Origin of the sequence: Streptomyces sp. 1114.5, assembly GCF_003635085.1 — a bacterium.
Lineage (GTDB): Bacteria > Actinomycetota > Actinomycetes > Streptomycetales > Streptomycetaceae > Kitasatospora.
Window position 1 is genome coordinate 4,533,073 of record NZ_RBXE01000001.1, and the last position, 22,881, is coordinate 4,555,953.

Consider the following 22,881-nt stretch of genomic DNA (forward strand, 5'->3'; position numbering starts at 1 on the left):
CCGTCCCCGCGGTCACGGTCGGCGGTGGTTCCCTTCGATCCAACCAGAATCGAACGGGATCCGGTCCGGTCCGGCCGGTTCCGCGGGGGCGGGCCCGGTGGGCTTGCTCGGCTGAGGCCGGGGGCGGCTCAGCGCACCTCGTTGAAGCGGATCAGGTTGCCCGCCGGGTCGCGGAAGGCGCAGTCGCGCGCGCCCCACGGCTGCTCGGTCGGCTCCTGCACCAGCTCGGCGCCGCCGGACTTCAGCCGGTCGAAGAGGCCGTCCAGGTCGGGGGTGCCGAGGACGAGCCGGGCGTAGGTGCCCTTGGCCATCATGTCGGTGATCGTCTTGCGCTCGTCCTCGGTGATCCCGGGGTCGGCGGCCGGCGGCTCCAGCACGAGGGAGACGCCGGGCTGGCCGGCCGGGCCGACGGTGATCCAGCGCATCGGGCCGCCGCCGACGTCGTTGCGGACCTCGAAGCCGAGCAGGTCGCGGTAGAAGGCGAGGGAGGCCTCGGGGTCGGTGTGCGGGAGGAAGGTCCAGTGAATGGTGATGTCGTTCATGACTGCAACGCTAGGCGCGGGTCCGGGCCGGGCGCTTCTCGAATCCTGATCGGTCTCTCCGACGTTTCGTGGGAGGCCCGACCTTTCGCGGGAGGCGCCCGGCGGGCGACAGCGGCCCGGTGGGGGCGGCTCAGGCCCGGACGAGTGCTTCCCACTGCTGTCGGGTCGGGCCGTCGTGCCGGGGTACGAAGTCCGGGCGGGCGTCCAGCCAGGCGGTGACGTGGCGGTCCACCTCGTCGGTGCCGTAGGCGGCGTCGGCGGGCCGTACGAGGTGGCGCACCTGGGCGCGGGCCCGCATGACCACCGGGTCGTCGAGGGCGCAGGCGGCCAGGGCGGCGGCCCGGCGGTCCGGGAGCGGCGAATCCTCGGTGAGGCGTTGCTCGTTGGCGCGGTCGGCCGCGACCTGGGCGTCGAACAGCGGGCGCAGGGCCCGGTTCGTCCAGGCGTGGTAGCCGGCGGGGTCCGCGGCGATCCGGTCGACGTGGACGGCGATGTGCTGGGCGGCGCGCATGCCGAGGGCCACGCCGTGGCCCAGGGTGGGGTTGGTGTGGACGAGGCTGTCCCCGGCGTTGACGAGGCCGGTGACGACCGGGCCCTGGCCGTCGGCGAAGGAGGTCCAGCGGTTGTCCAGACCGGCCATCGCCAGGACGGGCGAGCGCGGCTCGGGAGCCAGGGCGAGCCAGGCGGCGGTGGCCGGGAAGCGGCGGGCGGCGGCCTCGAACACGGCGGGGTCGGTGAGCGCGCCGCGGGTCGGGTCAGCGGTGGAGAGCACCAGGTTGACCGCGAAGGTGTCGTTGTCGGACGGGAAGACGCCGGCCAGCGCGAACGCTGCGGCCGAGCCGTTCTGCACCTGGCCGGGGTCGCGCGGGCCGTCGGCCCGCAGGCGGTACCAGCGGCACAGGTAGGCGATCCCGGCGCGGTGGCTCTCCACCACGGGCGGGCGGCAGCCGGCCTCGACCAGCCAGGCGGGGACGGGCGAGCGCCGGCCGGAGGCGTCGACGACGAGGTCCGCCCGGTGGGTCTGCTCGCCCGCCTCCCCGTGGCCCGTCTGCCCGTCGTCTGCCTGCCCGCGGCCCGTCTCCCCGCCGCTCACCTGCACGCCGGTGACCCGGGCCGGGCGGCCCTCCTCGAAGGTGAGGGCGCGCACCCGGCAGCCGCGCCGCACCTCGACGGTGGGTTCCCGCCGGACGGCGGTGGTCAGGGCGGCCTCCAGCACGATGCGGCGGGTGCGCAGGGTCACCAGGTCCTCGTCGCCGGCCCGGTACGGCGGATGCTCGCCGAACCAGTCGAAGTCGTGGTACTCCCGGGCTCCGAGCGCCAGCAGGTCCGCGTAGACGTCGGGGGCCTCGGCACGCAGCACCGAGCGCACGGGTGCGAGGAACGAGTGCGGCTGGACGGCCTGCGGGACGCGGGGCCGGTTCCAATGGTGGAAGTCCCGGTTCAGGTCCTCCCCGGCCTGCCGGGTCTCCTGCTCGAACACCGTGACCGCATGGCCCCGCCTGCCGAGCATGACGGCCGTCGCCAACCCGCTGATACCCGCACCTATCACCGCAACCCGCGCCACTGAGCTCCCCTTTGCTTCGCGCCGTGTTGCGAATCGACCCTACCGCCAAATGATCTTCGACCGCGAACCGGCTCCGGGTCGCCCGCCACCGGAAGCCTCTGATGGGGAGGCCCGTCTCAGCCGGATCCGGCCTGCGGGTACGGCTGGTAGTCCTCGCGGCGGGCCACCTCCTGGCCCGTGACGCGCCAGGAGACGCTGTGGCGGGTCAGGACCCACCACTCGGGCGCCCTCCCCGCCCGATCCACCCACTCCCGGAGCTCGGGGAGTGCCTGCTCCCGCAGGAGGCCGCGGGCGTGGGCCCGTTCGCCGGCCGGCAGCGGGGTGATGGCGATCCGCACCCGCGACTGCTCGGCGGGAAACCGGTTGTACCCGTAGTTCGAGGTGATCGAGGGGTTCCAGGTGGCCCGCAGGAGCGTGCCGTCGTGCTGAGGAGGCTCGTCGAAGCAGAGGTGGACCTCGTCCATCAGGGTTTCGCCGAGCACCGTGCGGAGGTCCGTCGGCGTGAGCGGCCACGACAGGTGGCGCGGCAGTCTGCGGTTACGAGCTGGCATGCGCCGGAGAGTGGCACATCCCCTGGCGAGCCGCATGCGAATTTCGACGCCACGGGGTCCGTCGTGTGACGGGAAGTCATAGTCGGAGGTCGGGTCCGTGGTTCGGGCCGGCGAAGGGAGCCCCGCTCCGCACGACATCATCCCGGGGGATGACTCCGGATGGCTCCGGTACCTCGCGGAGGCTACGAACGACACCGGAATGTTTGCATCCGTGGGCCGATTCGACACGGAGCTGCGGAACCTGGCGTCGAGCCCATGAAACGCACTCGCCGTATCAGCGCTGTCTCGGCGCTGGCGCTCGCCGCCCTCGTCACCGGAACCGGCACCGGGTTCGCCGCCACGACCACACCGTCGGCCACACCGGTGACCACGCACGCCTTCGACGGCGCGGCCGCAGCGCGGCAAGCATCCGCTGGTGGTCCTCTCACCCGCGTACGAGGACCCGCGCGTGACGCTCACCTCGCTCGCGACCGCCGAGCTGGACCCGCCCAAGGTGCTGGTGCTGACGACCTTCGACGACGACGAGTACGTCTACGGCGCTCTGCGCGCCGGCGGATTCCTGCTCAAGAGCATGGCCCTGGACGCGGTCCTGGACGCGATCCGCGTGGTGGCGGCCGGCGACGCGTTGATCGCGCCGAGCGTCACCCGACGGCTGGTCGCCGACTTCGCCGGAACCTCCACCACCCCCGCGGTCCCCGCACCGGACACCGAGGCCGCTGCGGACTCAAGCCTCATCGCGAGGATCACCGACCGGGAGCGCGAGGTGCCGGCACTGGTCGGACGGGGACTGTCGAACGGTGAGATAGCCGAGCGGTTGGTGATCAGCGTGGCGACGGCGAAGACCCATGTCGCGCGCCTTGGTCGCCAAGCTCAAGGCCCGGGACCGCGTCCACCTGGCGATCACCGCTTTCGAGGCCGGACTCGCGCTGGGTGGACGGTAGGGCAGGGTGAACCACACGTCACACCGTGGTGAAAGGACAGCCCTGCCGGGATGACCGAAAAACAAGCAGGCATGATTGCTTTTTTCCCGGGGCAGTGCCACGCTGCTGCCCGACGGCGCCCGGTGCGGGGCCGTCGCCAACTCACCGGCAGGGGAGGCGTATTGGTGCGCGAGGGCGCGGTACTGCGGATCGGCAATGCCTCGGGGTTCTACGGGGACCGCTTCTCGGCGGTGCGGGAGATGCTCACCGGCGGGCCGCTGGACGTGCTCACCGGGGACTACCTGGCCGAGCTGACCATGCTGATCCTGGCGCGGGACCGGCTAAAGGACCCCTCGCTCGGCTACGCCCGGACGTTCCTGCGGCAGATGGAGGAGTGCCTGGGCCTGGCCCGCGAGCGCGACGTGAAGGTCGTGGTGAACGCGGGCGGCCTCAACCCGGCCCGGCTCGCCGACGAACTGCGCGAACTGGCCCAGCGGCTGGGCGTCGAGGCGGCCGTCGCCCACGTCGAGGGCGACGACCTGCTGCCGCGTAGGGACGAACTCGGCCTGCCCGACGGCTTGTTGGCCGCCAACGCCTACCTCGGCGGGTTCGGCATCGCGGCCTGCCTGGCCGGGGGTGCGGACGTGGTGGTCACCGGCCGGGTCACCGATGCGGCTCTGGTCGCCGGCCCCGGGATCGCCCGCTTCGGCTGGACGCCCGACGACCTCGACGCCCTCGCCGGCGCGGTGGTCGCCGGTCACGTCCTGGAGTGCGGCGCCCAGGCGACCGGCGGCAACTACGCCTTCTTCCGCGAGCACGACGTGACCCGCCCCGGCTTCCCGATCGCCGAACTGCACGCCGACGGCTCAAGCGTGATCACCAAGCACCCGGGCACCGGCGGCGTCGTCACCCTCGGCACCGTCACCGCCCAACTCCTTTACGAGACCTGCGGATCGCACTACCTCGGCCCGGACGTCACCGCCCGGCTGGACACCGTCCGGCTCACCGCGGACGGCCCCGACCGGGTCCGGATCGACGGCGTCCGGGGCGAGGCCCCGCCGCCCACCCTGAAGGTGGGCCTCAACCGGCTCGGCGGCCACCACAACGAGGTGGTCTTCGTCCTCACCGGCCTGGACATCGAGGCCAAGGCCGCCCTGGTGCAGCAGCAGTTCGCCGAGGCCCTGCCGGTCGCGGCCCGCCCCGCCGAACTGCGCTGGACGCTCGCCCGCACCGACCACCCGGACGCCCCGGACGAGGAGTCCGCCTCCGCCCTCCTGCGGCTGACCGCGCGGGACCGGGATTCGGCCAAGGTCGGACGCGAACTCAGCAAAGCCGCCGTGGAGTTGGGGCTGTCGGGCTACCCAGGCTTCCACCTCACCGCCCCGCCCGGGCCGGGCGCGCCGTACGGGGTGTTCACCGCCGTATCCGTCGACGCCAAGGCCGTCGAGCACACCGCCGCCCTGCCGGACGGCCGCCGGATCTCCGTCCCGGCCGTCCCGGCCGCGCCGCTCGCCGCCCAACCCCTGGACGTGGTGCACGAGTTGCCCGAACCGCTCCCCGCCGGCCCGACCCGCCGCGCCCCGCTCGGCCTGCTCGCCGGCGCCCGCAGCGGCGACAAGGGCGGCGACGCCAACCTCGGCGTCTGGGCCCGCACCGAGGACGGCTGGCGCTGGCTCGCGCACGCCCTCACGGTCGAGGTGCTGCGCGAACTCCTACCCGAGGCAGCGGAGTTGCCCGTCACCCGGCACCTGCTGCCGAACCTGCGCGCGGTGAACTTCACGATCACCGGCCTGCTCGGCGAGGGTGTCGCCGCCCGGCACCGCTTCGACCCGCAGGCCAAGGCCCTCGGCGAGTGGCTGCGCTCCCGCCACCTCGACCTCCCGACCGCACTCCTCGACCCTCCGGTCCCGCCCGTCCGCTCTCCGGCCGCGCCCCAGAACCCCCGACCGCGCCCCCAGACAGCCCGACCGCGCTCCCCGACAGCCCGGAGGCCCAGCCGTGACCGTCCTGCCCACCCGCATCGATCCGGCCGGGCCCGAGCACGCCGAGCACCGCGCCGCGATGCTCGCCAAGCTCGCCGACCTGGACGCCGAGCACGCCAAGGCACTGGCCGGCGGCGGCCCCCGGTACCTGGAGCGCCACCGCAAGCGCGGCAAGCTGCCGGCCCGCGACCGGATCGAGCTGCTGGTCGACCCGGACTCGCCGTTCCTGGAGCTGTCCCCGCTGGCCGCCTGGGGCAGCGACTACCCGGTGGGTGCCGCGCTGGTCACCGGGATCGGCGTGATCGAGGGCGTCGAGTGCGTGATCACCGCCAACGACCCCACCGTGCGCGGCGGCGCCAGCAACCCGTGGACGCTGCGCAAGGCGCTGCGCGCCAACGAGATCGCGCTGCACAACCGCCTTCCGCTGGTGAACCTGGTCGAGTCGGGCGGCGCCGACCTGCCCAGCCAGAAGGAGATCTTCATCCCCGGCGGCGCCCTGTTCCGCGACCTCACCCGGCTGTCCGCCGCCGGCATCCCCACCGTGGCCGTGGTGTTCGGCAACTCGACGGCCGGCGGCGCGTACGTGCCCGGCATGTCCGACCACACCGTGCTGGTCAAGGAGCGCGCCAAGGTGTTCCTCGGCGGCCCGCCGCTGGTGAAGATGGCCACCGGCGAGGAGGCCGACGACGAGTCGCTGGGCGGCGCCGAGATGCACGCCCGCACCTCCGGCCTGGCCGACCACTTCGCGGTGGACGAGGCGGACGCGCTGCGGATCGCCCGCCGGATCGTCGCCCGGCTGGACCACCGCAAGCCGGGCCCGTCCCCGGACCGGTCCGCCGAGCCGCCGAAGTACGACGAGGAGGAGCTGCTCGGCATCGTCCCCGGCGACCTCAAGGTGCCCTTCGACCCGCGCGAGGTGATCGCCCGGATCGTCGACGGCTCCGACTTCGACGAGGTCAAGCCGCTGTACGGCACCAGCCTGGCCACCGGCTGGGCCCGGATCCACGGCTACCCGGTCGGCATCCTGGCCAACGCGCAGGGCGTGCTGTTCAGCCAGGAGTCCCAGAAGGCCGCCCAGTTCATCCAGTTGGCGAACCAGCGGAACACTCCGCTGCTGTTCCTGCACAACACCACCGGCTACATGGTCGGCAAGGACTACGAACAGGGCGGCATCATCAAGCACGGCGCGATGATGATCAACGCTGTCGCCAACTCCACGGTCCCGCACCTGTCCGTGCTGATGGGTGCCTCCTACGGCGCCGGCCACTACGGCATGTGCGGGCGGGCGTTCGAACCGCGGTTCCTGTTCTCCTGGCCGAGCGCCAAGTCCGCGGTGATGGGCCCGCAGCAGCTCGCCGGGGTGCTGTCGATCGTCGCCCGCCAGTCGGCCGCGGCGAAGGGGCAGCCGTACGACGAGGACGCGGACGCGGCGATCCGGGCCATGGTCGAGCAGCAGATCGAGTCCGAGTCGCTGCCGGTGTTCCTGTCCGGACGGCTCTACGACGACGGCGTGATCGACCCGCGCGACACCCGTACGGTGCTCGGCCTGTGCCTGTCCGCGGTCCACAACGCGCCGGTCGAGGGCGCGCGCGGCTACGGCGTCTTCCGTCCTTGAGCGAGCCCCTGTGATGGAGCCACCGATGACTTCCACGACCATGATCGGCAACCTGCTGGTCGCCAACCGGGGCGAGATCGCCCGCCGGGTCTTCCGCACCTGCCGGGAGCTCGGCATCGCGACCACCGCCGTCCACTCCGACCCGGACGCCGGCGCCCCGCACGTGCGGGAGGCCGACGGCGCCGTCCGGCTGCCCGGCGCCGCGCCCGCCGACACCTACCTGCGGGCCGACCTGATCGTCCGCGCCGCGCTCGCGGCCGGTGCGGACGCCGTCCACCCCGGGTACGGATTCCTGTCCGAGAACGCCGAGTTCGCGCAGGCCGTGCTGGACGCGGGCCTGGTCTGGGTCGGGCCGCCACCGGCCGCGATCGCCGCGATGGGCTCCAAGACGGCTGCCAAGCAGCTGATGGCCGAGGCCGGGGTGCCCGTGCTGGGTGCGCTCGCCGAGCCGACCGAGGCCGATCTGCCGATCCTGGTGAAGGCCGCGGCGGGCGGCGGCGGCCGGGGCATGCGGGTCGTCCGCAGCCTCGCGGAGCTGCCCGGCGAGCTGGCCGCGGCCCGCGCCGAGGCGGCCAAGGCCTTCGGCTCGGACGAGGTGTTCTGCGAGCGCTACCTGCCCACCGGGCGGCACGTCGAGGTCCAGCTGCTGGCCGACGCGCACGGTACGGTCTGGGCGGTCGGCGACCGCGACTGCTCGCTGCAGCGGCGCCACCAGAAGGTGATCGAGGAGGCGCCCGCCCCCGGCCTGTCGGCGGACGTACGGGCCGAGTTGCACGCGGCGGCGGTGACTGCCGCCCGGGCGATCGGCTACGTCGGCGTCGGCACCGCCGAGTTCCTGCTCACCGAGGACGGCCGGTTCTTCTTCCTGGAGATGAACACCCGCCTCCAGGTCGAGCACCCGGTCACCGAGGCGGTCACCGGACTGGACCTGGTCGCGTTCCAACTCGCCGTCGCCGAAGGGGAGAAGCTGCCCGGGCCCACCCCGCCGCCGACCAGCGGCCACGCGATCGAGGCCCGGCTGTACGCGGAGGACCCGGCCAGGGACTGGCGGCCCGCCACCGGCACCCTGCACCGGCTAGAACTCGCCGTCCAGCACGAGGAGTTCACCGACGGCGCGGTCCGGCTGGACTCCGGCGTCGAGTCCGGCAGCGAGATCAGCCCGCACTACGACGCGATGCTCGCCAAGGTGATCGTCCGGGCCCCGACCCGCGCCGCCGCCGCCCGCCGGCTGGCCGACGTGCTCGCTCGGACGCGGGTCCACGGGCCCGCCACCAACCGGGAGTTGCTGGTCCGTGCGCTGCGGCATCCGGACTTCCGGGCCGAACGCCTGCACACCGGCTTCCTCGCCGAGCACGCGGCCGAGCTCACCGCCCCCGACGCCAAGAGCGCCGGCCGCGCCGCCCTGGCTGCCGCCCTCGCCGACGCCGCCGCCCGCCGCACCGCCCTGCCGTCCGGCTGGCGCAACCTGCCCTCCCAGCCGCAGCTCAAGCGCTACCGGACGGAGGACGGCGGCGAGTCGGAGGTCCGCTACCGCCTGACCCGCACCGGCCTGCAGGCCGATGACCACCCGGACGTCGAACTCGTGGACGCCCAGCCCGACTTGGTCATCCTGCGCGAGGGCGAGGTCCAACGCCCGTACACCGTCGCCCGTTACGGCGACCGGGTGTACGTCGACACTCCGTTCGGCAGCACCGCGCTCACCGCCCTGCCGCGCTTCCCCGACCCCACCGTCCGCACCGCTCCCGGTGAACTGCTCGCCCCGATGCCCGGCACCGTGGTGCGCACCACCGCCGCCGTCGGCGACACCGTCACCGCCGGCCAGCCGCTGCTGGTGCTGGAGGCGATGAAGATGGAGCACCGCGTCACCGCTCCCGCGGACGGCGTCCTGGTCGAACTGCGTGCGATCCCCGGCCGGCAGGTCGAACTCGGCACCCTGCTCGCCGTCGTCAAGTCCCCCCGAGAAGCCCCGAAGCAGCCCGAGCAAGCCCCCCAAGAAGCCTGAGCCCGCCCCCGAGAGCCCTGAGGAAGGACCCCGCATGTCCGCCATCGGCAGTCAGCTCCTCGAAACCCCCGAACGCCGCGCCCTGCGCCAGGCCGTCGGCGACCTCGGCCGCCGCTACGGATCCGCCTACTACCTCGCCAAGGCCCGGGCCGGCGAGCCCGCCGACGAACTGTGGGCGGAAGCCGGCAAGGCCGGCTACCTCGGCGTCAACCTGCCCGCCGAATACGGCGGCGGGGGCGGCGGCATCACCGACCTCGCCATCGTGCTCGAAGAACTCGGCACCGCCGGCTGCCCGTTGCTGCTGCTCATCGTCTCCCCGGCGATCTGCGGCACGGTGATCGCCCGCTACGGCACCGAGGAGCAGAAGCAGCGCTGGCTGCCCGGGCTGGCCGACGGCAGCCGCAAGATGGCCTTCGGCATCACCGAGCCGGACGCCGGCTCCAACACGCACCGGATATCCACTGTCGCCCGCCGCGACGGCGGGGACTGGCTGCTGACCGGCCGCAAGGTGTTCGTCTCCGGCATCGACCACTCCGATGCCGTCCTTTTCGTCGCCCGCACCGAGGACGCACGAACCGGGAAGCTGAAGCCCTGCCTGTTCGTCGTCCAGCGCGACACCCCCGGCTTCGAGTACCGGCCGATCCCGATGGAACTCGTCGCTCCCGAGAAGCAGTTCCAGGTCTTCCTGGACGACGTGCGGCTGCCCGCCGAGGCCCTGGTCGGCGACGAGAACGCGGGCCTGCTCCAGCTGTTCGCGGGCCTCAACCCGGAGCGGATCCTCACCGCCGCCTTCTCGCTGGGCCTCGCCCGGCAGGCCCTCGGCAAGGCCGTCGAGTACGCGAAGACCCGCACCGTCTGGTCCACCCCGATCGGCGCCCACCAGGGGCTGGCCCACCCGCTGGCCCAGTGCGCGGTGGAGATCGAGCTGGCCCGGCTGATGACCCAGAAGGCCGGGCTGCTCTACGACTCGGGCGAGGACCTCGCCGCCGGGGAGGCCGCCAACATGGCCAAGTACGCCGCCGGCGAGGCCGCCGCCCGGACGGTCGACCAGGCGGTGCAGACCCTCGGCGGCAACGGCCTCACCCAGGAGTACGGGCTGGGCGCGCTGCTGGCCGCCACCCGGGTCGGCCGGGTCGCCCCGGTCAGCCGCGAGATGGTGCTCAACTACGTCGCCCAGCACACCCTCGGCCTGCCGAAGTCGTACTGATTCACCGCGCCGAGGACAGGTGGGCGAAGACGACGGTGTTGGACTCGTACCCGGTCTTCCGGTCGAACTTCCCGCCGCAGGTGATCAGCCGCAGCTCGGCCCGGTCGGGGATGCGTGCCTCGTACACCAGGGCGTCCGGGAAGTCCGCCTTCGGGAAGACCCGGACGGAGTCCACGGTGAACACCGCGGTGTGGCGGTCCTTGCGGGCCACCTCGATCGGGTCGCCCGGGCGCAGCAGCCCGAGCCGGTAGAAGACCGCCGGCCCGCTGCGGTTGTCGGCGTGCCCGACGACGATGGCGTTCCCGGCGGCCCCGGGCGCGGTGCCGTCCCGGTACCAGCCGGTGAGGTTGCGCTGGTCCATCGGCGGGGTGGCCAGCTGCCGCGCGGCGGTCAGGCCGAGGCCGGTCACCGGGGCGTCGACCTGGATCGAGGGGATCCGGATCCTGGTGGGCGCCGAGGCCGGCATCGGCGGGGCAGCGGGCACCGGGGGCGGTGTGGGCGCGGCGGCCGGTGCAGTCACCGACGTTGCGGCAGCGGGCGAGCCGGCGGCCACCGAGGGCGCGGGCGGCAGCGGCGGCCCGTGCCGGCCGGCGGCGCCGTCGTGGACCAGCCAGACGCCGCACATCGCGAGCGCCAGCGCGGCGACCCCCGCCCGCCAGGGGAGGGGGCCGCCGCGCGGCGCGCGGTGCGGACGGTCAGGACTCGGCATTGCGCCCGGGACGGCGCCGCATCGCGCGGATCGCGATGCCGCCCGCGCCGACGACCAGCGCGAGGCCGCCCACGACCTGGGCGGCATCGGGTCCGGAGGTGCCGCCGCCACCGGTGCCCACGCCGCCGTGCGGGCCGGGCTTGGGCGAGTGGCTGGGGGAGTGGCTGGGCGACGGGGAGGAGGTCGGCGACGGCGAGTTGGTGGGCGAGGGCGAGGGCGAGGGCGACGAGGTGGGGCAGGAGACGTCGAAGACCTTCTGCTTCGCGGCGCCGTTCTCACCCACGAACGTCCATTCGAGCTTGTAGTGCCCTTCCGGCAGGGTGAGGTTGCCGGTGTTCCCGGTGCCGTTCACCAGGGTGATCGATCCGGCCAGCACCTGGGCGGTGCCGGTCGGCGGCTGCTGCGAGATCGTCCAGTTGACCTGCTGGACGGTGTCGAAGTTGAAGGCGTCCAGGTAGAAGACGCAGACCTTGGGCTGGTCGCTCTGGTCGGTGACCGGGGTGGTGCTCTCGTGGATCTTGACGTCGCCGTTGTCGCCCGGCGCGGCCAGCGCGGCCGGGGCCACGCCGAGGGTGAGCGCGAGGGCGGCGCCGGTGGCGGCGAGCAGTCGCCGGGCCGGTGGCAGGGGAGGGGAGACGGGTTTCACGGTGGGTGCTCCAGGGTCGGGGCCGCACCCGGGGACGGGCGGCCATGGTGCTACACCGTCCGGGCGGGCGCCCCCCGGAGCAACTGTGCCACGCGCGCTCCGCCCCCGGTTCCTCACAATGGCCCAGCCTTCCCCCCTGACTGTCCGTATGCTCCTGAACGCGCCTCGCACCGACCCACCCCAGGTTTTGTTGTCGCGTCAACTTCCTTACTGGAGGCTTACCTTGGTGTTCCGAAGCGAATTCCCGGACGTCCCAGTGGTCGACCTTCCGGTCCACGAGGCGGTGCTCGGCGCCGCGGCCCGCCACGGCGACCGACCGGCCCTGATCGACGGCCTCACCGGCGAGCAGGTCAGCTACGCGCAGCTCGCCGCCGGCGTCGAGCGGGTCGCCGCCGGGCTCGCCGAGTCAGGCGTGCGCCGGGGCGACGTCCTCGCCCTCTTCAGCCCCAACTCGATCGCCTACCCGATGGCGTACTACGGCGCCACCCGGGCCGGTGCCACCGTGACGACCGTCTCCTCGCTGGCCACGCCCACCGAGCTGGCCGGCCAGCTGCGCGACAGCGGCGCCCGCCGGCTGATCACCGTCTCCCCGTTCCTGCCCGCCGCCCGCACCGCCGCCGACCTGCTCGCCGACCAGGGCCACCCGCTCACCGAGATCCTCGTCCTGGACGGCGCCGAGGGCCACCGCTCGCTCGCCGACCTGCTCGCCGCCCCCGGCCCCGCCCCCGAGGTCGTCATCGACCCCGGCGAGGACGTCGCCGTGCTGCCCTACTCCAGCGGCACCACCGGCCTGCCCAAGGGCGTGATGCTCACCCACCGCTCGATCGCCACCAACCTCGCCCAGGTCGATGCCCTCTACCGCCCCACCGAGGGCGAGCGGGTGCTCGCCGTCCTGCCGTTCTTCCACATCTACGGCCTGGCCGCGCTGCTCAACCAGCCGCTGCGCTGCGGTGCCACAGTGGTCGTGCTGCCCCGCTTCGACCTGGAGCAGTTCTGCCGTGCCGTCGAGGAGCACCGGGTGCAAGCCCTGTTCGTGGCCCCGCCGATCGCGCTCGCCCTGGCCAAGCACCCGGCCGTGGACCGCTTCGACCTCTCCTCCGTCAAGTACCTGCTGTGTGCGGCCGCCCCGCTGGACCACGCGCTCGCCGACGCCTGCGCCCGGCGCCTCGGCCTGCCGCACCTGCTCCAGGGCTACGGCATGACCGAGCTCTCCCCGGTCACCCACGTGGTCTCGCCGACGGACGACGCCCCCTCGCGCGGCTCGGTCGGCCGGATGGTCCCCTCCACCGAGCTGCGGATCGCCGCCCTGGACGGCTCCGGCGACGACCTCGGGCCCGGCGAGCGCGGTGAGCTGCTGATCCGCGGCCCCCAGGTGATGAAGGGCTACCTCGGCCGCCCCTCCGAGACCGCGGCCGTGATCGACGCCGAGGGCTGGCTGCACACCGGCGACGTCGGCTACGTGGACGAGCGCGGCTACCTGCACATCGTCGACCGGGTCAAGGAGCTGATCAAGTACAAGGGCTACCAGGTCGCCCCCGCCGAGCTGGAGGCCGTCCTGCTCGGGCACCCGCAGATCGCCGACGCCGCCGTGATCGGCGTGACCGACGCCGAGGGCGGCGAGTGTCCCAAGGCCTTCGTGGTCCGCGCCCCGGGCAGCGGGCTGACCGCCGAGGAGGTCACCGGGTACGTCGCCGGGCTGGTCGCCCCGTACAAGAAGGTCCGCGCGGTGGAGTTCGTCGACGCCGTCCCCAAGTCCGCGGCCGGCAAGATCCTCCGCCGCGAACTGCGCGACCGCGAGGCCCTGCGCGCCACCGCCGACTGAGCGCGCACCCGCCTCTGAGTACGCACCCGAGCGGGCACGCCCCCGGCGGACGGCGGCCGGCGCCCGTCTGTGAGGATCGACCCGCCGCGGGGGACCGGCCCGCCGCGCCCGCACCGGAACAGGAGCCGCCCGCAGCCATGACCAGCCACCCCGCCGCCCGCACCCCCCGGCAGGACCGCAGCCGCGCGACCAGGGCCCGGCTGCTCGCGGCGGCCGTGGAGTGCCTGGCCGAACTCGGCTGGAACGGTTCCACCGTCACCGTGGTCGCCGAGCGCGCCGGCGTCTCCCGGGGCGCCGCCCAGCACCACTTCCCGACCCGCGAGGACCTGTTCACCGCGGCCGTCGAGCACGTCACCGCCGAGCGGCTGGCAGCCGTCCGCGCCCACGCGGACGAGCTGCCGGCCGCCGGCCCCGACCGCACCCGGGCCGTGGTCGACATGATCGTCCGCCTCTACACCGGCCCGCTGTTCCGCGCCGCCCTGCACCTGTGGACCGCCGCCGCCACCGAGGAGGGCCTGCGCGAGCGGATCGTCGCCCTGGAGGGCCACGTCGGCCGGGAGGCCCACCGGGCCGCCGTGGAGTTCCTGGACGCCGACGAGAGCCACCCGGGCGTGCGGGAATCCGTGCAGGCCACCCTGGACCTCGCCCGCGGACTCGGCCTGGCCAACCTGCTCACCGACGACAGCCTCCGACGATCCGGAGTGATCCGGCAGTGGGCGGGCGTTCTGGAGAGTACGCTGCGGCCGGTACGCCCATGACGCCCGTACACCCGGAGCGGCCGGACAAGCCCTGACCAAGGGGTCGCCCGGCGGCCGATGTCCGTGCAGTCTGGAGAAGAACCCCGGCCGGCACGGACCGCGAGGCCCACCCGGCCGGGCACGAGCCGAACCGGGGTGCTGCCTGATCATGCACGGACACGAGTGGGACGCGACCGACGCCGCCGGCCCGGCACCGGGCCGCCGCCCGGAAGGCGCGCGCCCCGAAGGCCACCGGCTCGTCCCGCTCGCGACGGCCCTGCTCCAGCACGACGGACTGATCCTGCACTGGAGCGAGGACGCCGAGGCCCTGCTCGGCTACACCACCGAGGAGGCCGTCGGCAGCTACGCCGCCCAGCTGCTCACCGACGGCGGCGACCGCACCGAGGTGCTCGGCCTCTTCGAACGGATCATGAGCGGCACCGGCTGGTCCGGCGTCTTCCCGGTCCGCCACCGCGACGGCCACACGGTCGACCTGGAGTTCCGCACCTACCCGATCGCCGGACCGGCCGGCACCCTGCTGCTGCTCGCCACCGCCTCCGACACCCGCGCCCTGCACGCCGTCGAAGCCGACCTGGCGGTGCTGGACGGCATCTTCGGCCGCTCGCCGATAGGCATGGCGGTCTACGACACCGACCTGCGCTACATCCGGATCAACGAGTCGCTCGCCCGGATGAACGGCGTTCCGGTCGCCGCCCACCTCGGCCGCCGGATATCCGCGGTACTGCCCGGCATCAACGGCACCGAGATCGAACAGACCATGAGACAGGTGCTGAAGACCGGCAAGCCGGTCGTGGACGCCCGCTCGCACGGCCGCGTCCCCGGCGACCCCAAGCGGGACCGCGCCTGGTCCGCCTCCTACTTCCGGCTGGAGGACTCCACCGGCCGGGTGTTCGGCGTCTGTTCCTCGATCATCGACGTCACCGAACGCGCCCAGGCCGAGGCCCGCGCCGCCCGGGCCCAGGAACGCCTCGCCACCATCGCCGAGGCCACGGCACGGATCGGCACCACCCTCGACCTCCAGCGCACCGCCGAGGAACTGATCGAGGCCGTCGTCCCCCGGTTCGCCGACTTCGCCACCGTCGACCTGCTGGAGCCGGTGCTGCGCGGCGCCGAACCCACCGCGATCCCCACCGACCGGCCCGTCACCCTGCGCGCCGTCGCCGTCGGGGAGTCCTACGAGTCCGGTCTCGCCCATGCCGTGGACGTGGTCGGCGAGACCTCCGAGTACGCCCCCGACCGCAGCTACACCCAGTGCCTGCGCAGCGGGAAGCCGCTGCTGCGGGCCCATGTGAACGAGGAGGTGCTGCGCGGACTGGTCTCCAGCGACGACCGGGTGGCCCCCGGGATGGCGGCGGGCATCCACTCCTACCTGATGGTGCCGATCACCGCCCGCGGCATGGTGCTCGGCGGTTCCGAGTTCATCAGGATGCGCAACCCCGAGCCGTTCACCGCCGCCGACGTCGCCCTCGCCGAGGAGCTGGTCGCCCGCACTGCGCTCGCCCTGGACAACGCGCGGCTCTACCGGCGCGAGCGGGAGACCGCCCTGACCCTGCAGCGCAGCCTGCTGCCGCAGGAGGTGCACCGCACCCTCGGCCTGGAGATCGCCTACCGCTACCTGCCCAGCAGCGTGGTCAGCGAGGTCGGCGGCGACTGGTTCGACGTGGTCCCGCTGTCCTGCGGGCGGGTCGCCCTGGTGGTCGGCGACGTGATGGGCCACGGCATCCGCGCCGCCGCCACGATGGGCCAGCTGCGCACCGTCGCCCGGACCCTCGCCACCCTCGACATGCCGCCCGAGCAGGTCCTCACCCGGCTGGACGAGACCGCCTCGGGAATCGGCGAGGGCCAGTTCGCCACCTGCATCTGCGCGGTCTACGACCCGCTGGAGCGCACCGTCCAGGTCGCCTCGGCCGGGCACCTGCCGCCGGTCCGGATCGCCCCCGACGGCAGCGCCGAGCGGGTCGACGTGCCGCCGGGGGTGCCGCTGGGCGTCGGCGGGGTCGCCTTCGAGTCGATCGAGTTCACCATCCCCGAGGGCGGCATGGTCGCGCTCTACACCGACGGCCTGGTCGAGCGGCGCGGCCAGGACCTGGACGCCGGGATCGACCTGCTCGCCCGCACCCTCGCCGGGCCCGGCCGGACCCTGGAGGAGAGCGCCGACGCCGTCCTCGCCGCGCTGGTCACCGACGGCACCGAGGACGACATCGCGATGATCATGGCGCGGGTGCTGCCGCTGCCCGCCGACCGGATCGCCACCCTCCCGCTCAGCGGCGGCGGGCGGCTGCCCGGCCGGGCCCGCCGGTTCACCCGCGCCACCCTGGAGGCCTGGGGCCTGTCCGCGCTCACCGACTACGCCGAGCTGCTGGTCAGCGAGCTGGTCACGAACGCCCTGCTGCACGCCGACGCCCCGCGCCGACTGCGGCTGTTCCGCGACCGGGTGCTCACCGTCGAGGTCTCCGACGCCGGCGGCCAGACCCCGCAGCTGCGCCCGTTCGCCGAGCAGGACGAGGGCGGGCGCGGGATGTTCCTGGTCAGCGAGCTGGCCCAGCGCTGGGGCAGCCGGCTCACCCGGGACGGCAAGGTGGTCTGGGCCGAGCTGGAGCTGCCCTTCGGGGCGAAGTAGGCGACGCACCGGCCGGAAATGCCGGAACGGCCGTTCTCCTCAGGAGAACGGCCGTTCCGGCATTTCCGTAGGGCGGGCCCGGGAGCGGGTCACGCGTGGACCTGCTCCTGGGTCTGCTCCGCGGGCGCCGCGGCGGCCTCGGCGGCCTCGGCAGCCGCGTCCCGCCCGGACAGCCCGCGCAGCAGCCGCCAGGCCGTCAGCGCCGCGCCGACCAGCAGGACGGCGGCCAGCAGCCCGGCGGTGTTCATGCCGCTGACGAAGCCCTCCTTCGCGCTCGCCAGCAGCGGCTGCGCCACCTCCGACGGCAGCCCCTGCGCCGCCTCGACGGCCGAGCCCAGCGACTCGCCGGCCCGGGCGGCCACCGCCGGGTCCGTCCCGGCCGGGACGGACAGCCCGTTCGCGTAGATCGAGCCGACCACCGAACCGACCAGGGCGATGCCGAGCGCGGTGCCCAGCTCGTACGCCGTCTCCGAGACCGCCGAGGCCGCCCCGGCCTTCTCGGCCGGCGCGGCGCTCAGCACCAGGTCGGCGCCGAGCGTGTAGACCACGCCCTCGGCCGTCCCGACCAGCAGGAAGGAGGCGGCCAGCAGCAGGTAGGTGGTGTCCTGCTCCAGCCAGCCGAGCACGCCGATGCCCAGACCCATCGCCAGCAGACAGGCCGTCAGCGCCGTGCGGGCGCCGAAGCGCCGGGCCACCCGGGCGGTGAGCAGACCGCCGGCCACCGAGCCCGCGAAGGCCGGCAGCTCGGCCAGGCCCGCCTGGAGCGGCTGGTAGCCGCGGACCAGCTGCAGGTACTGCGAGACCACGAAGATCACGCCGGAGAGTCCGACCAGGGAGACCAGCGAGGCCGAGACCGCCGCGGTGAACCGCCGGTCGCGGAACAGCCGGACGTCGAGCAGCGGGGTCTCCAGCCGCAGCTGGCGGCGGACGAAGACGGTCAGCGCGGCCGCGCCCAGCACGAAGGCGACCGGGACGTCCCAGCGGCCGACGCCGTGCGCGGCGGCCTCCTTCACCGCGTACACCGTGCCGATCACCCCGGCCATCGACAGGACGACGCTCAGCACGTCCCAGCGGCCCGGCTTCGGGTCCTTGGACTCCGGCAGCAGCCAGGCGCCGAGGACCAGCAGCAGGAGCAGCACCGGGATGTTCATCAGGAACACCGAACCCCACCAGAAGTGCTCCAGCAGCGCCCCGCCGACCACCGGCCCGAGCGCGGCGCCGGCGGTGGCGGCCGCACCCCAGATGCCGATCGCGGTGGCCCGCTCCCGGTCGTCCGGGAAGAGGCCGCGGATCAGCGACAGGGTGGACGGCATGATCGTCGCCCCGGCCACGCCGAGCAGCGCACGGGCCAGGATCAGCCAGCCCGGGCCCGGCGCGTAGGCAGCCAGCAGCGAGGCGGCGCCGAAGGCGGCCGAGCCGGCCAGCAGCAGCCGCTTGCGGCCTATTCGGTCGCTCAGCGCGCCCATGCTGACCAGCAGGCCGGCCAGCACGAAGGAGTAGGAGTCGCCGATCCAGAGCAGCTGGGTGCCGCTGGGGCGCAGCGTCTCGCTGATCGACGGGATGGCGAGGGAGAGGACGGTCGCGTCGAGGGCGACCACGGTCACGGCCAGGACGAGGACGGCGAGGCCGGTCCAGCGCTGGCGGGCGGTCAGGGTGGTCATGGCGTATCGGTGTCCTGGCTGTGGGCCGAGGTGCTGTGGGCCGGGGGGAGGTCGGTGGCGGGGGCGGCGGTGGTCGGTCTGCGCAGGGCGCCGCCGAGGAAGAGCTCGGTGAGCGAGAAGGCGGCGTCGCGCGGGGCGAGCCGGCCGTCCTGGATCGACCAGCCGACGCCGGCGACGAGGTCGAAGAAGGCCTCGCTCAGCCAGGCGGCGCTCAGCTCGATGCGGAACGCGCCCTGCTGCTGGCCGCGAAGGAACAGCGCGTGCAGCCGGGCGATCTGGAGCTCCCAGAGGTCGTTGATGTCGTCGTTCTCGTAGAGCTGGTTCTCGCCGGCCAGGAAGGCGCAGAGCGCGGCGTCCGGGACGGCGGCGTCCACCAGGCGGCGCAGCGCGGCCTCGGCGTCGCCGTGCTCGACCCCGGCGGTGTCCAGCGCGGCGGCGAAGCGGCGCAGGCCGAGCATGCCGACCTCGCGGATCAGCGCCTCGCGGCCCGGGAAGAGCCGGTGCAGCGTGGCGCGGCTGATGCCGGCGGCGCGCGCGATCTCGTCCAGGTGCGCGGTCGGACGGCGGGAGAGCACGCCGACGGCGGCTTCGAGGACGGTGTCGCGGTCGGTGGCCATGAGCCGAGTTTAGCTCAGATGAGACATGGATGTCTCAGAATTATTTTCCGAGTCTCAGATGATGTAGCAGCCTTCGGAGGTCGGGCAGCAAAAACCGGGGACGGCGGGTGCCGTCCCCGGTCGGGGTGCCGTGTGCCGCGGCCTGGCCGCGGGCCGGGCTCAGCTCTGGTTGTAGAAGCCGGTCTCGTCGAGCGGCCGGTCGATCACCATGACCTCGACGTCGGCCGGGGTGAGCAGGAAGACCCGGCGGGCGATCCGCTCGATGCCGCCCCGGGTGCCGAAGATCAGCCCGGAGGCGAAGTCGACCATGCGCTTGGCCTCGGCCTCCTCCATCTCCGTGAGGTCCATGACCACCGGGATGCTCGCCCGGATGTGCTCGCCGACCGTGCGGGCCGCCTCGAAGCCCGTCGGCCGCAGGGAGACGATCTTCGCGGGCGCGGCGACGGACGGAACCGTCTCCTGATCGACCCACTCGTCGTCGTACACCGCGGCCGGGTAGTTCCCCGAGGGCATCAGCCACCCGTTGTGGTGCTCGTCGCGAAGTGCTCCCATGCCGCGCCTCCCTGTCTCGTCCCGTCCTGGTCCCCCGGGGGTGCGTGTCGTTTTTGACACGTCATCCACTCGTCGGAACTGTCCGAGTATCGCACTGTTCACCGGTCCCGTGCCCGCTCGCGGCCCCCGTAGGAGTCGCGCCGCGCCGGAAACCCGGGCGGACCCAGGCAAAACCAGCAGACGCGGCTCGGCGCCGTACGGTTGCGCGCGTAGACCATATCGGTAGCGGCCACCGCGCAATTGACCTTCTGTCAACGATGCGGAAACGATTTTGCCCGGCCGCTCACTCGCCGGTCGAGCCGTCCACCAACTCGCGCAGAAGATCGGCGTGGCCGTTGTGCCGCGCGTACTCCTCGACCATGTGGGCGAGGATCCAGCGGAGCGTCACTTCCCGGCCGCGGCGCGGCCGCTTGCCGACGGTCTCCAGCGGCAGACCGGCGGCCGCGCGGCGGGAGGCCTCGACCTCGGCGCGCCAGGTGGCGAAGTCGGCCGCGACGTCGGCGGTGTCGACGCCGTCGAAGTCGGCGTCCGGCTCGGCCTGGGTCCAGTAGTGGCCGGTGGCGATCTCCTCGCCGAGCAGGACGCCCTGGAACCAGTACCGCTCCACCTCGGCCATGTGCCGGACCAGGCCGAGCAGCGAGAGGCCGGACGGCGGGACGGAGCGCAGCCGCAGCTGGTCGTCGGTCAGCCCCGCGCACTTGAGCGCGAGAGTGCTGCGGTGGTAGTCGAGGAAGGCGGTGAGGGTGGCGGTCTCGTCGACGGCCATCGGCGGGTCCACCCGCGGGTCGAGTTCGGTCATGCGGGCCATCCTGGCCCCGGGGCGGGTACGGGCGCGATCGATTTCCGGGACCGGCCGTGTTCCGGGACCGGCCGTCCGGTCTCAGCCGGCCGCGGCCCGGCGGCGGTTCCGCGCCGTCCGCCAGAGGCCGACCACGGTGCCCACGCCGAGCAGGGCGATCACGCCGGCCGACAGCAGGAACGCCGCCGAGCCCGGGCGGTCCGCGCTGGCCGCCGCCGTGACGTACACCGCCGTGGTCGGCACCACGCCGATCGCGGTGGCGAGCAGGAAGGGCGTGAAGCGAACGCCGGAGAAGGCCGCGCCGTAGTTGGCCGCCTGGAACGGCATGCCGGGCAGCAGCCGCAGCACCAGCACGCTGCGGAAGCCCTGCTCGGTGAAGCGCCGGTCCAGGGCGCCCAGCACCTTGCCGCGCAGGTACGGGCGCAGCGCCTCCCGCCCCAGGCCCCGGCCGAGCGCGAAGGCCAGCGCCGCCCCCAGCGTGGTGCCGAGGACGGCCAGTGCCACGCCCTGCTGGATGCCGAGCAGCAGCCCGGCCGCCGCGTTCAGGGCCGGCCGGGGGACGAAGGCGAGCGTGCCCACCGCGTACACCAGGGCGAACAGCGGTCCGAACCAGTACCCGGGCAGCCGGTTTGCGAGCCCTCCGGACAGCAGCTCGGTCGGGCTCCACAGCAGCAGCGAGCCGGCCGCCGCGACGAGCAGGACGATCAGCAGCGCCAACCGCCACCAGGGCGAACGCGGCGCGGCGGATGGTGCGGGGGCGGCATCGGGCTCGGACACCGCCCGAGCGTAACCGGTGCGCCGGGGTGCCCCGCCGCCCGCCCCTGCACGGTCTGGACGGCCCGTCCGCTCAGCTGTACGGGTCGTTCTGCGGGTTGTCGTGCCGGAACCGGCCCTCGGGGGTGGGCGCGAGCAGGTGGGGGAGCGGGTTCGGCGGCTCGCCGAATTCCGCTGCGGTCACGTTCCCGCCGGCGGACTTCCCTTCGGAGGAGTTCTGCGCACCGGAGTTCCGTCCGGTCGAGGTCCGTTCGGACAGGCGCAGGGCTCCGGCGCTCAGCACCAGGGCGAAGGCGAGGGTGGTGACCAGCCCGAAGGAGACGGTCAGCGAGGTGGCCTGGGCGAGGGTGCCGATGACCGCGGGGGCGACCAGGCCGGAGGTGTAGGTGACGGTGGCGACGCCCGCGATGGCCTGGCTGGCGTTGCCGCCGATCCGTCCGGCCGCGGCGAAGGCGAGCGGGACGATGACGGCGATGCCGATGCCGATCAGCGCGAAGCCGGGGATGGCGAGCGCCGGGCGGTCGGCGGCGACCACCAGCAGGCCGCCGGCGGTGGCGACGGCGCCGCCGATCCGAGTGGTGCGGACGGCGCCGAGGCGGCGGACCGCGGCGTCCCCGGCGAGGCGGCTGACCGCCATGGTGAGCGCGAAGGCGGTGTACGAGGCGGCGGCGACGGTGGCCGAGGAGCCGGTGACGTCCCGCAGGTAGACGCCGCTCCAGTCCATCGAGGCGCCCTCGGCGAAGACCGCGCAGAAGCCGACCAGGCCGATCATCAGCGAACTGCGCGGCGGCAGGGCGAAGCGCGGCGGCTCCTCCGCGTCCGCCGGCGGCCGCAGGTCCGGCAGGCCGCGGCAGACCGGCTGGGCGAGCGCGAGCAGGACCAGGGCGGTGACGGCCAGCTGGAGCCGGGCGTCGAGGTCCAGGTGGGCGGCGAGGATGCCGAAGCCGGAGGCGAGCAGGCCGCCGGCGCTCCACATCCCGTGCAGGCCGGACATGATCGAGCGGCCCAGCCGTTCCTCGATCTCCACGCCCTGCGCGTTCATCGCGACGTCCGCCATCCCGGCCGCGGCCCCGTACACGAGCAGTGCCGCGCAGAGGGTCGGCAGGGAGGGGGCGAGCGCGGGCAGGGCGAGCGCCAGGCACCAGAGCGAGATCAGCCCGCGCACGGCCGCCCGCCCGCCGTGGCGGTGGACGAGGCGGCCGGACAGCGGCATGGCGAGGGAGGAGCCGATGGCGGGCATGACCAGGGCCAGGCCGAGCTGGCCGGCGGAGAGGTCGAGGCGGTCCTGGATCCACGGGATACGGGTGACGAAGCTGCCGCTGACGGCGCCGTGCACGGCGAAGACCACGGCGATGCTCGCCCGGGCCCGGCGCGGGGCGGTCAGTGGTTCCGGCGGTGGTGCGGTGGTCCGGTTCATCGGCGTTCCCTCCCGGTCGCGCGGTGCGGGGCGCGACGGTGCCCGGTGGATGGCCCTGCTGGCAGTCAAGCGCAGCCGTCCCTGGGCTGCGCGGTCTCGTCCGGGGTGCACGGCCGGACGGTT

At 74.0% G+C, this 22,881-nt stretch carries 17 protein-coding genes and 2 pseudogenes; 8 read left to right on the forward strand and 11 right to left on the reverse strand.

Features of this window, described 5'->3' with window-relative positions; genetic code table 11:
• Window positions 1-128 precede the first annotated feature (128 nt).
• The 3 genes from BX285_RS20135 to BX285_RS20145 all read right to left on the reverse strand — a co-directional run bounded on the left by BX285_RS20135 (window position 129) and on the right by BX285_RS20145 (window position 2,657).
• Window positions 129-542 carry a VOC family protein gene (locus BX285_RS20135; RefSeq protein WP_097239248.1) on the reverse strand — a complete coding sequence of 138 codons (414 nt, stop codon included), beginning with the start codon at window positions 540-542 and terminating at the stop codon, window positions 129-131.
• A 130-nt stretch (window positions 543-672) separates the two neighbouring features.
• Window positions 673-2,106: an FAD-dependent oxidoreductase gene (locus tag BX285_RS20140; RefSeq protein ID WP_121176132.1), complete on the reverse strand. Its 1,434-nt coding sequence runs from the start codon at window positions 2,104-2,106 to the stop codon at window positions 673-675.
• A gap of 116 nt (window positions 2,107-2,222) precedes the next feature.
• Complete coding sequence (locus tag BX285_RS20145; RefSeq protein ID WP_147465197.1) at window positions 2,223-2,657, reverse strand: hypothetical protein; 435 nt, start codon at window positions 2,655-2,657, stop codon at window positions 2,223-2,225.
• Window positions 2,658-3,135: 478 nt separating this feature from the next.
• Between BX285_RS20145 and BX285_RS37920 the strand changes: the two are divergent.
• From BX285_RS37920 to BX285_RS20170, 5 genes and pseudogenes are all read left to right on the forward strand, one after another.
• A pseudogene (locus BX285_RS37920) lies at window positions 3,136-3,598 on the forward strand (LuxR C-terminal-related transcriptional regulator); the annotation flags it as partial.
• 239 nt (window positions 3,599-3,837) lie between these two features.
• Window positions 3,838-5,472, forward strand: a pseudogene (locus BX285_RS20155) (acyclic terpene utilization AtuA family protein); the annotation flags it as partial.
• A gap of 103 nt (window positions 5,473-5,575) precedes the next feature.
• Window positions 5,576-7,174 carry an acyl-CoA carboxylase subunit beta gene (locus tag BX285_RS20160; protein WP_121176137.1) on the forward strand — a complete coding sequence of 533 codons (1,599 nt, stop codon included), beginning with the start codon at window positions 5,576-5,578 and terminating at the stop codon, window positions 7,172-7,174.
• 25 nt (window positions 7,175-7,199) lie between these two features.
• Entirely contained in the window at window positions 7,200-9,176 is a 1,977-nt protein-coding gene (locus BX285_RS20165) for a biotin carboxylase N-terminal domain-containing protein (RefSeq protein ID WP_259470597.1), read from the forward strand.
• Between the two features lie 34 nt (window positions 9,177-9,210).
• Entirely contained in the window at window positions 9,211-10,383 is a 1,173-nt protein-coding gene (locus BX285_RS20170) for an acyl-CoA dehydrogenase family protein (RefSeq protein ID WP_121176140.1), read from the forward strand.
• A 1-nt stretch (window position 10,384) separates the two neighbouring features.
• On the opposite strand, the gene BX285_RS20175 is transcribed toward BX285_RS20170, so the two are convergent.
• Together BX285_RS20175 and BX285_RS20180 are read right to left on the reverse strand one after the other, a co-directional pair.
• Window positions 10,385-11,092 (reverse strand): class F sortase, encoded by a 708-nt coding sequence (locus BX285_RS20175; protein ID WP_097239254.1) that lies wholly within the window; start codon window positions 11,090-11,092, stop codon window positions 10,385-10,387.
• Window positions 11,079-11,738, reverse strand: a complete 660-nt coding sequence (locus tag BX285_RS20180) for a hypothetical protein (RefSeq protein WP_259470598.1) — start codon at window positions 11,736-11,738, stop codon at window positions 11,079-11,081. The genes BX285_RS20175 and BX285_RS20180 overlap by 14 nt, the downstream gene beginning before the upstream one ends.
• A gap of 223 nt (window positions 11,739-11,961) precedes the next feature.
• Here BX285_RS20180 and BX285_RS20185 point away from each other — a divergent pair, with 223 nt between their 5' ends.
• The 3 genes from BX285_RS20185 (at window position 11,962) to BX285_RS20195 (ending at window position 16,938) form a co-directional block, all read left to right on the forward strand.
• Complete coding sequence (locus BX285_RS20185) at window positions 11,962-13,560, forward strand: 4-coumarate--CoA ligase family protein (protein WP_183107117.1); 1,599 nt, start codon at window positions 11,962-11,964, stop codon at window positions 13,558-13,560.
• A gap of 137 nt (window positions 13,561-13,697) precedes the next feature.
• Window positions 13,698-14,318, forward strand: a complete 621-nt coding sequence (locus BX285_RS20190; protein WP_097239256.1) for a TetR/AcrR family transcriptional regulator — start codon at window positions 13,698-13,700, stop codon at window positions 14,316-14,318.
• A 148-nt stretch (window positions 14,319-14,466) separates the two neighbouring features.
• A complete protein-coding gene (locus tag BX285_RS20195) occupies window positions 14,467-16,938 on the forward strand; it encodes a SpoIIE family protein phosphatase (RefSeq protein ID WP_121176147.1) in 2,472 nt (823 codons plus the stop codon).
• 89 nt (window positions 16,939-17,027) lie between these two features.
• Here BX285_RS20195 and BX285_RS20200 read toward each other — a convergent pair whose 3' ends face one another.
• The 6 genes from BX285_RS20200 to BX285_RS20225 form a co-directional block, all read right to left on the reverse strand.
• Window positions 17,028-18,599, reverse strand: a complete 1,572-nt coding sequence (locus BX285_RS20200; RefSeq protein WP_121176149.1) for an MFS transporter — start codon at window positions 18,597-18,599, stop codon at window positions 17,028-17,030.
• Window positions 18,596-19,216, reverse strand: a complete 621-nt coding sequence (locus BX285_RS20205) for a TetR/AcrR family transcriptional regulator (protein ID WP_121176152.1) — start codon at window positions 19,214-19,216, stop codon at window positions 18,596-18,598. The genes BX285_RS20200 and BX285_RS20205 overlap by 4 nt, the downstream gene beginning before the upstream one ends.
• 159 nt (window positions 19,217-19,375) lie before the next feature.
• Window positions 19,376-19,768: a cell division protein SepF gene (locus BX285_RS20210; protein WP_097239260.1), complete on the reverse strand. Its 393-nt coding sequence runs from the start codon at window positions 19,766-19,768 to the stop codon at window positions 19,376-19,378.
• 283 nt (window positions 19,769-20,051) lie between these two features.
• Complete coding sequence (locus BX285_RS20215) at window positions 20,052-20,567, reverse strand: DinB family protein (protein ID WP_121176154.1); 516 nt, start codon at window positions 20,565-20,567, stop codon at window positions 20,052-20,054.
• 81 nt (window positions 20,568-20,648) lie between these two features.
• The gene (locus BX285_RS20220; protein WP_121176157.1) at window positions 20,649-21,344 is read right to left on the reverse strand and encodes a TVP38/TMEM64 family protein; all 696 of its coding nucleotides are present in this window, start codon (window positions 21,342-21,344) and stop codon (window positions 20,649-20,651) included.
• A 70-nt stretch (window positions 21,345-21,414) separates the two neighbouring features.
• Complete coding sequence (locus BX285_RS20225) at window positions 21,415-22,758, reverse strand: MFS transporter (RefSeq protein ID WP_121176160.1); 1,344 nt, start codon at window positions 22,756-22,758, stop codon at window positions 21,415-21,417.
• Window positions 22,759-22,881: the final 123 nt, after the last annotated feature.

Excerpts from the sequence above, each read along its gene's own strand:
- BX285_RS20175 (WP_097239254.1), bottom strand. The coding sequence starts at position 11,092 with ATGCCGAGTCCTGACCGTCCGCACCGCGCGCCGCGCGGCGGCCCCCTC.
- BX285_RS20215 (WP_121176154.1), bottom strand. The coding sequence starts at position 20,567 with ATGACCGAACTCGACCCGCGGGTGGACCCGCCGATGGCCGTCGACGAG.
- BX285_RS20210 (WP_097239260.1), bottom strand. The coding sequence starts at position 19,768 with ATGGGAGCACTTCGCGACGAGCACCACAACGGGTGGCTGATGCCCTCG.
- BX285_RS20225 (WP_121176160.1), bottom strand. The coding sequence starts at position 22,758 with ATGAACCGGACCACCGCACCACCGCCGGAACCACTGACCGCCCCGCGC.
- BX285_RS20195 (WP_121176147.1), top strand. The coding sequence starts at position 14,467 with ATGCACGGACACGAGTGGGACGCGACCGACGCCGCCGGCCCGGCACCG.
- BX285_RS20145 (WP_147465197.1), bottom strand. The coding sequence starts at position 2,657 with ATGCCAGCTCGTAACCGCAGACTGCCGCGCCACCTGTCGTGGCCGCTC.
- BX285_RS20190 (WP_097239256.1), top strand. The coding sequence starts at position 13,698 with ATGACCAGCCACCCCGCCGCCCGCACCCCCCGGCAGGACCGCAGCCGC.
- BX285_RS20200 (WP_121176149.1), bottom strand. The coding sequence starts at position 18,599 with ATGACCACCCTGACCGCCCGCCAGCGCTGGACCGGCCTCGCCGTCCTC.
- BX285_RS20170 (WP_121176140.1), top strand. The coding sequence starts at position 9,211 with ATGTCCGCCATCGGCAGTCAGCTCCTCGAAACCCCCGAACGCCGCGCC.
- BX285_RS20205 (WP_121176152.1), bottom strand. The coding sequence starts at position 19,216 with ATGGCCACCGACCGCGACACCGTCCTCGAAGCCGCCGTCGGCGTGCTC.
- BX285_RS20165 (WP_259470597.1), top strand. The coding sequence starts at position 7,200 with ATGACTTCCACGACCATGATCGGCAACCTGCTGGTCGCCAACCGGGGC.
- BX285_RS20135 (WP_097239248.1), bottom strand. The coding sequence starts at position 542 with ATGAACGACATCACCATTCACTGGACCTTCCTCCCGCACACCGACCCC.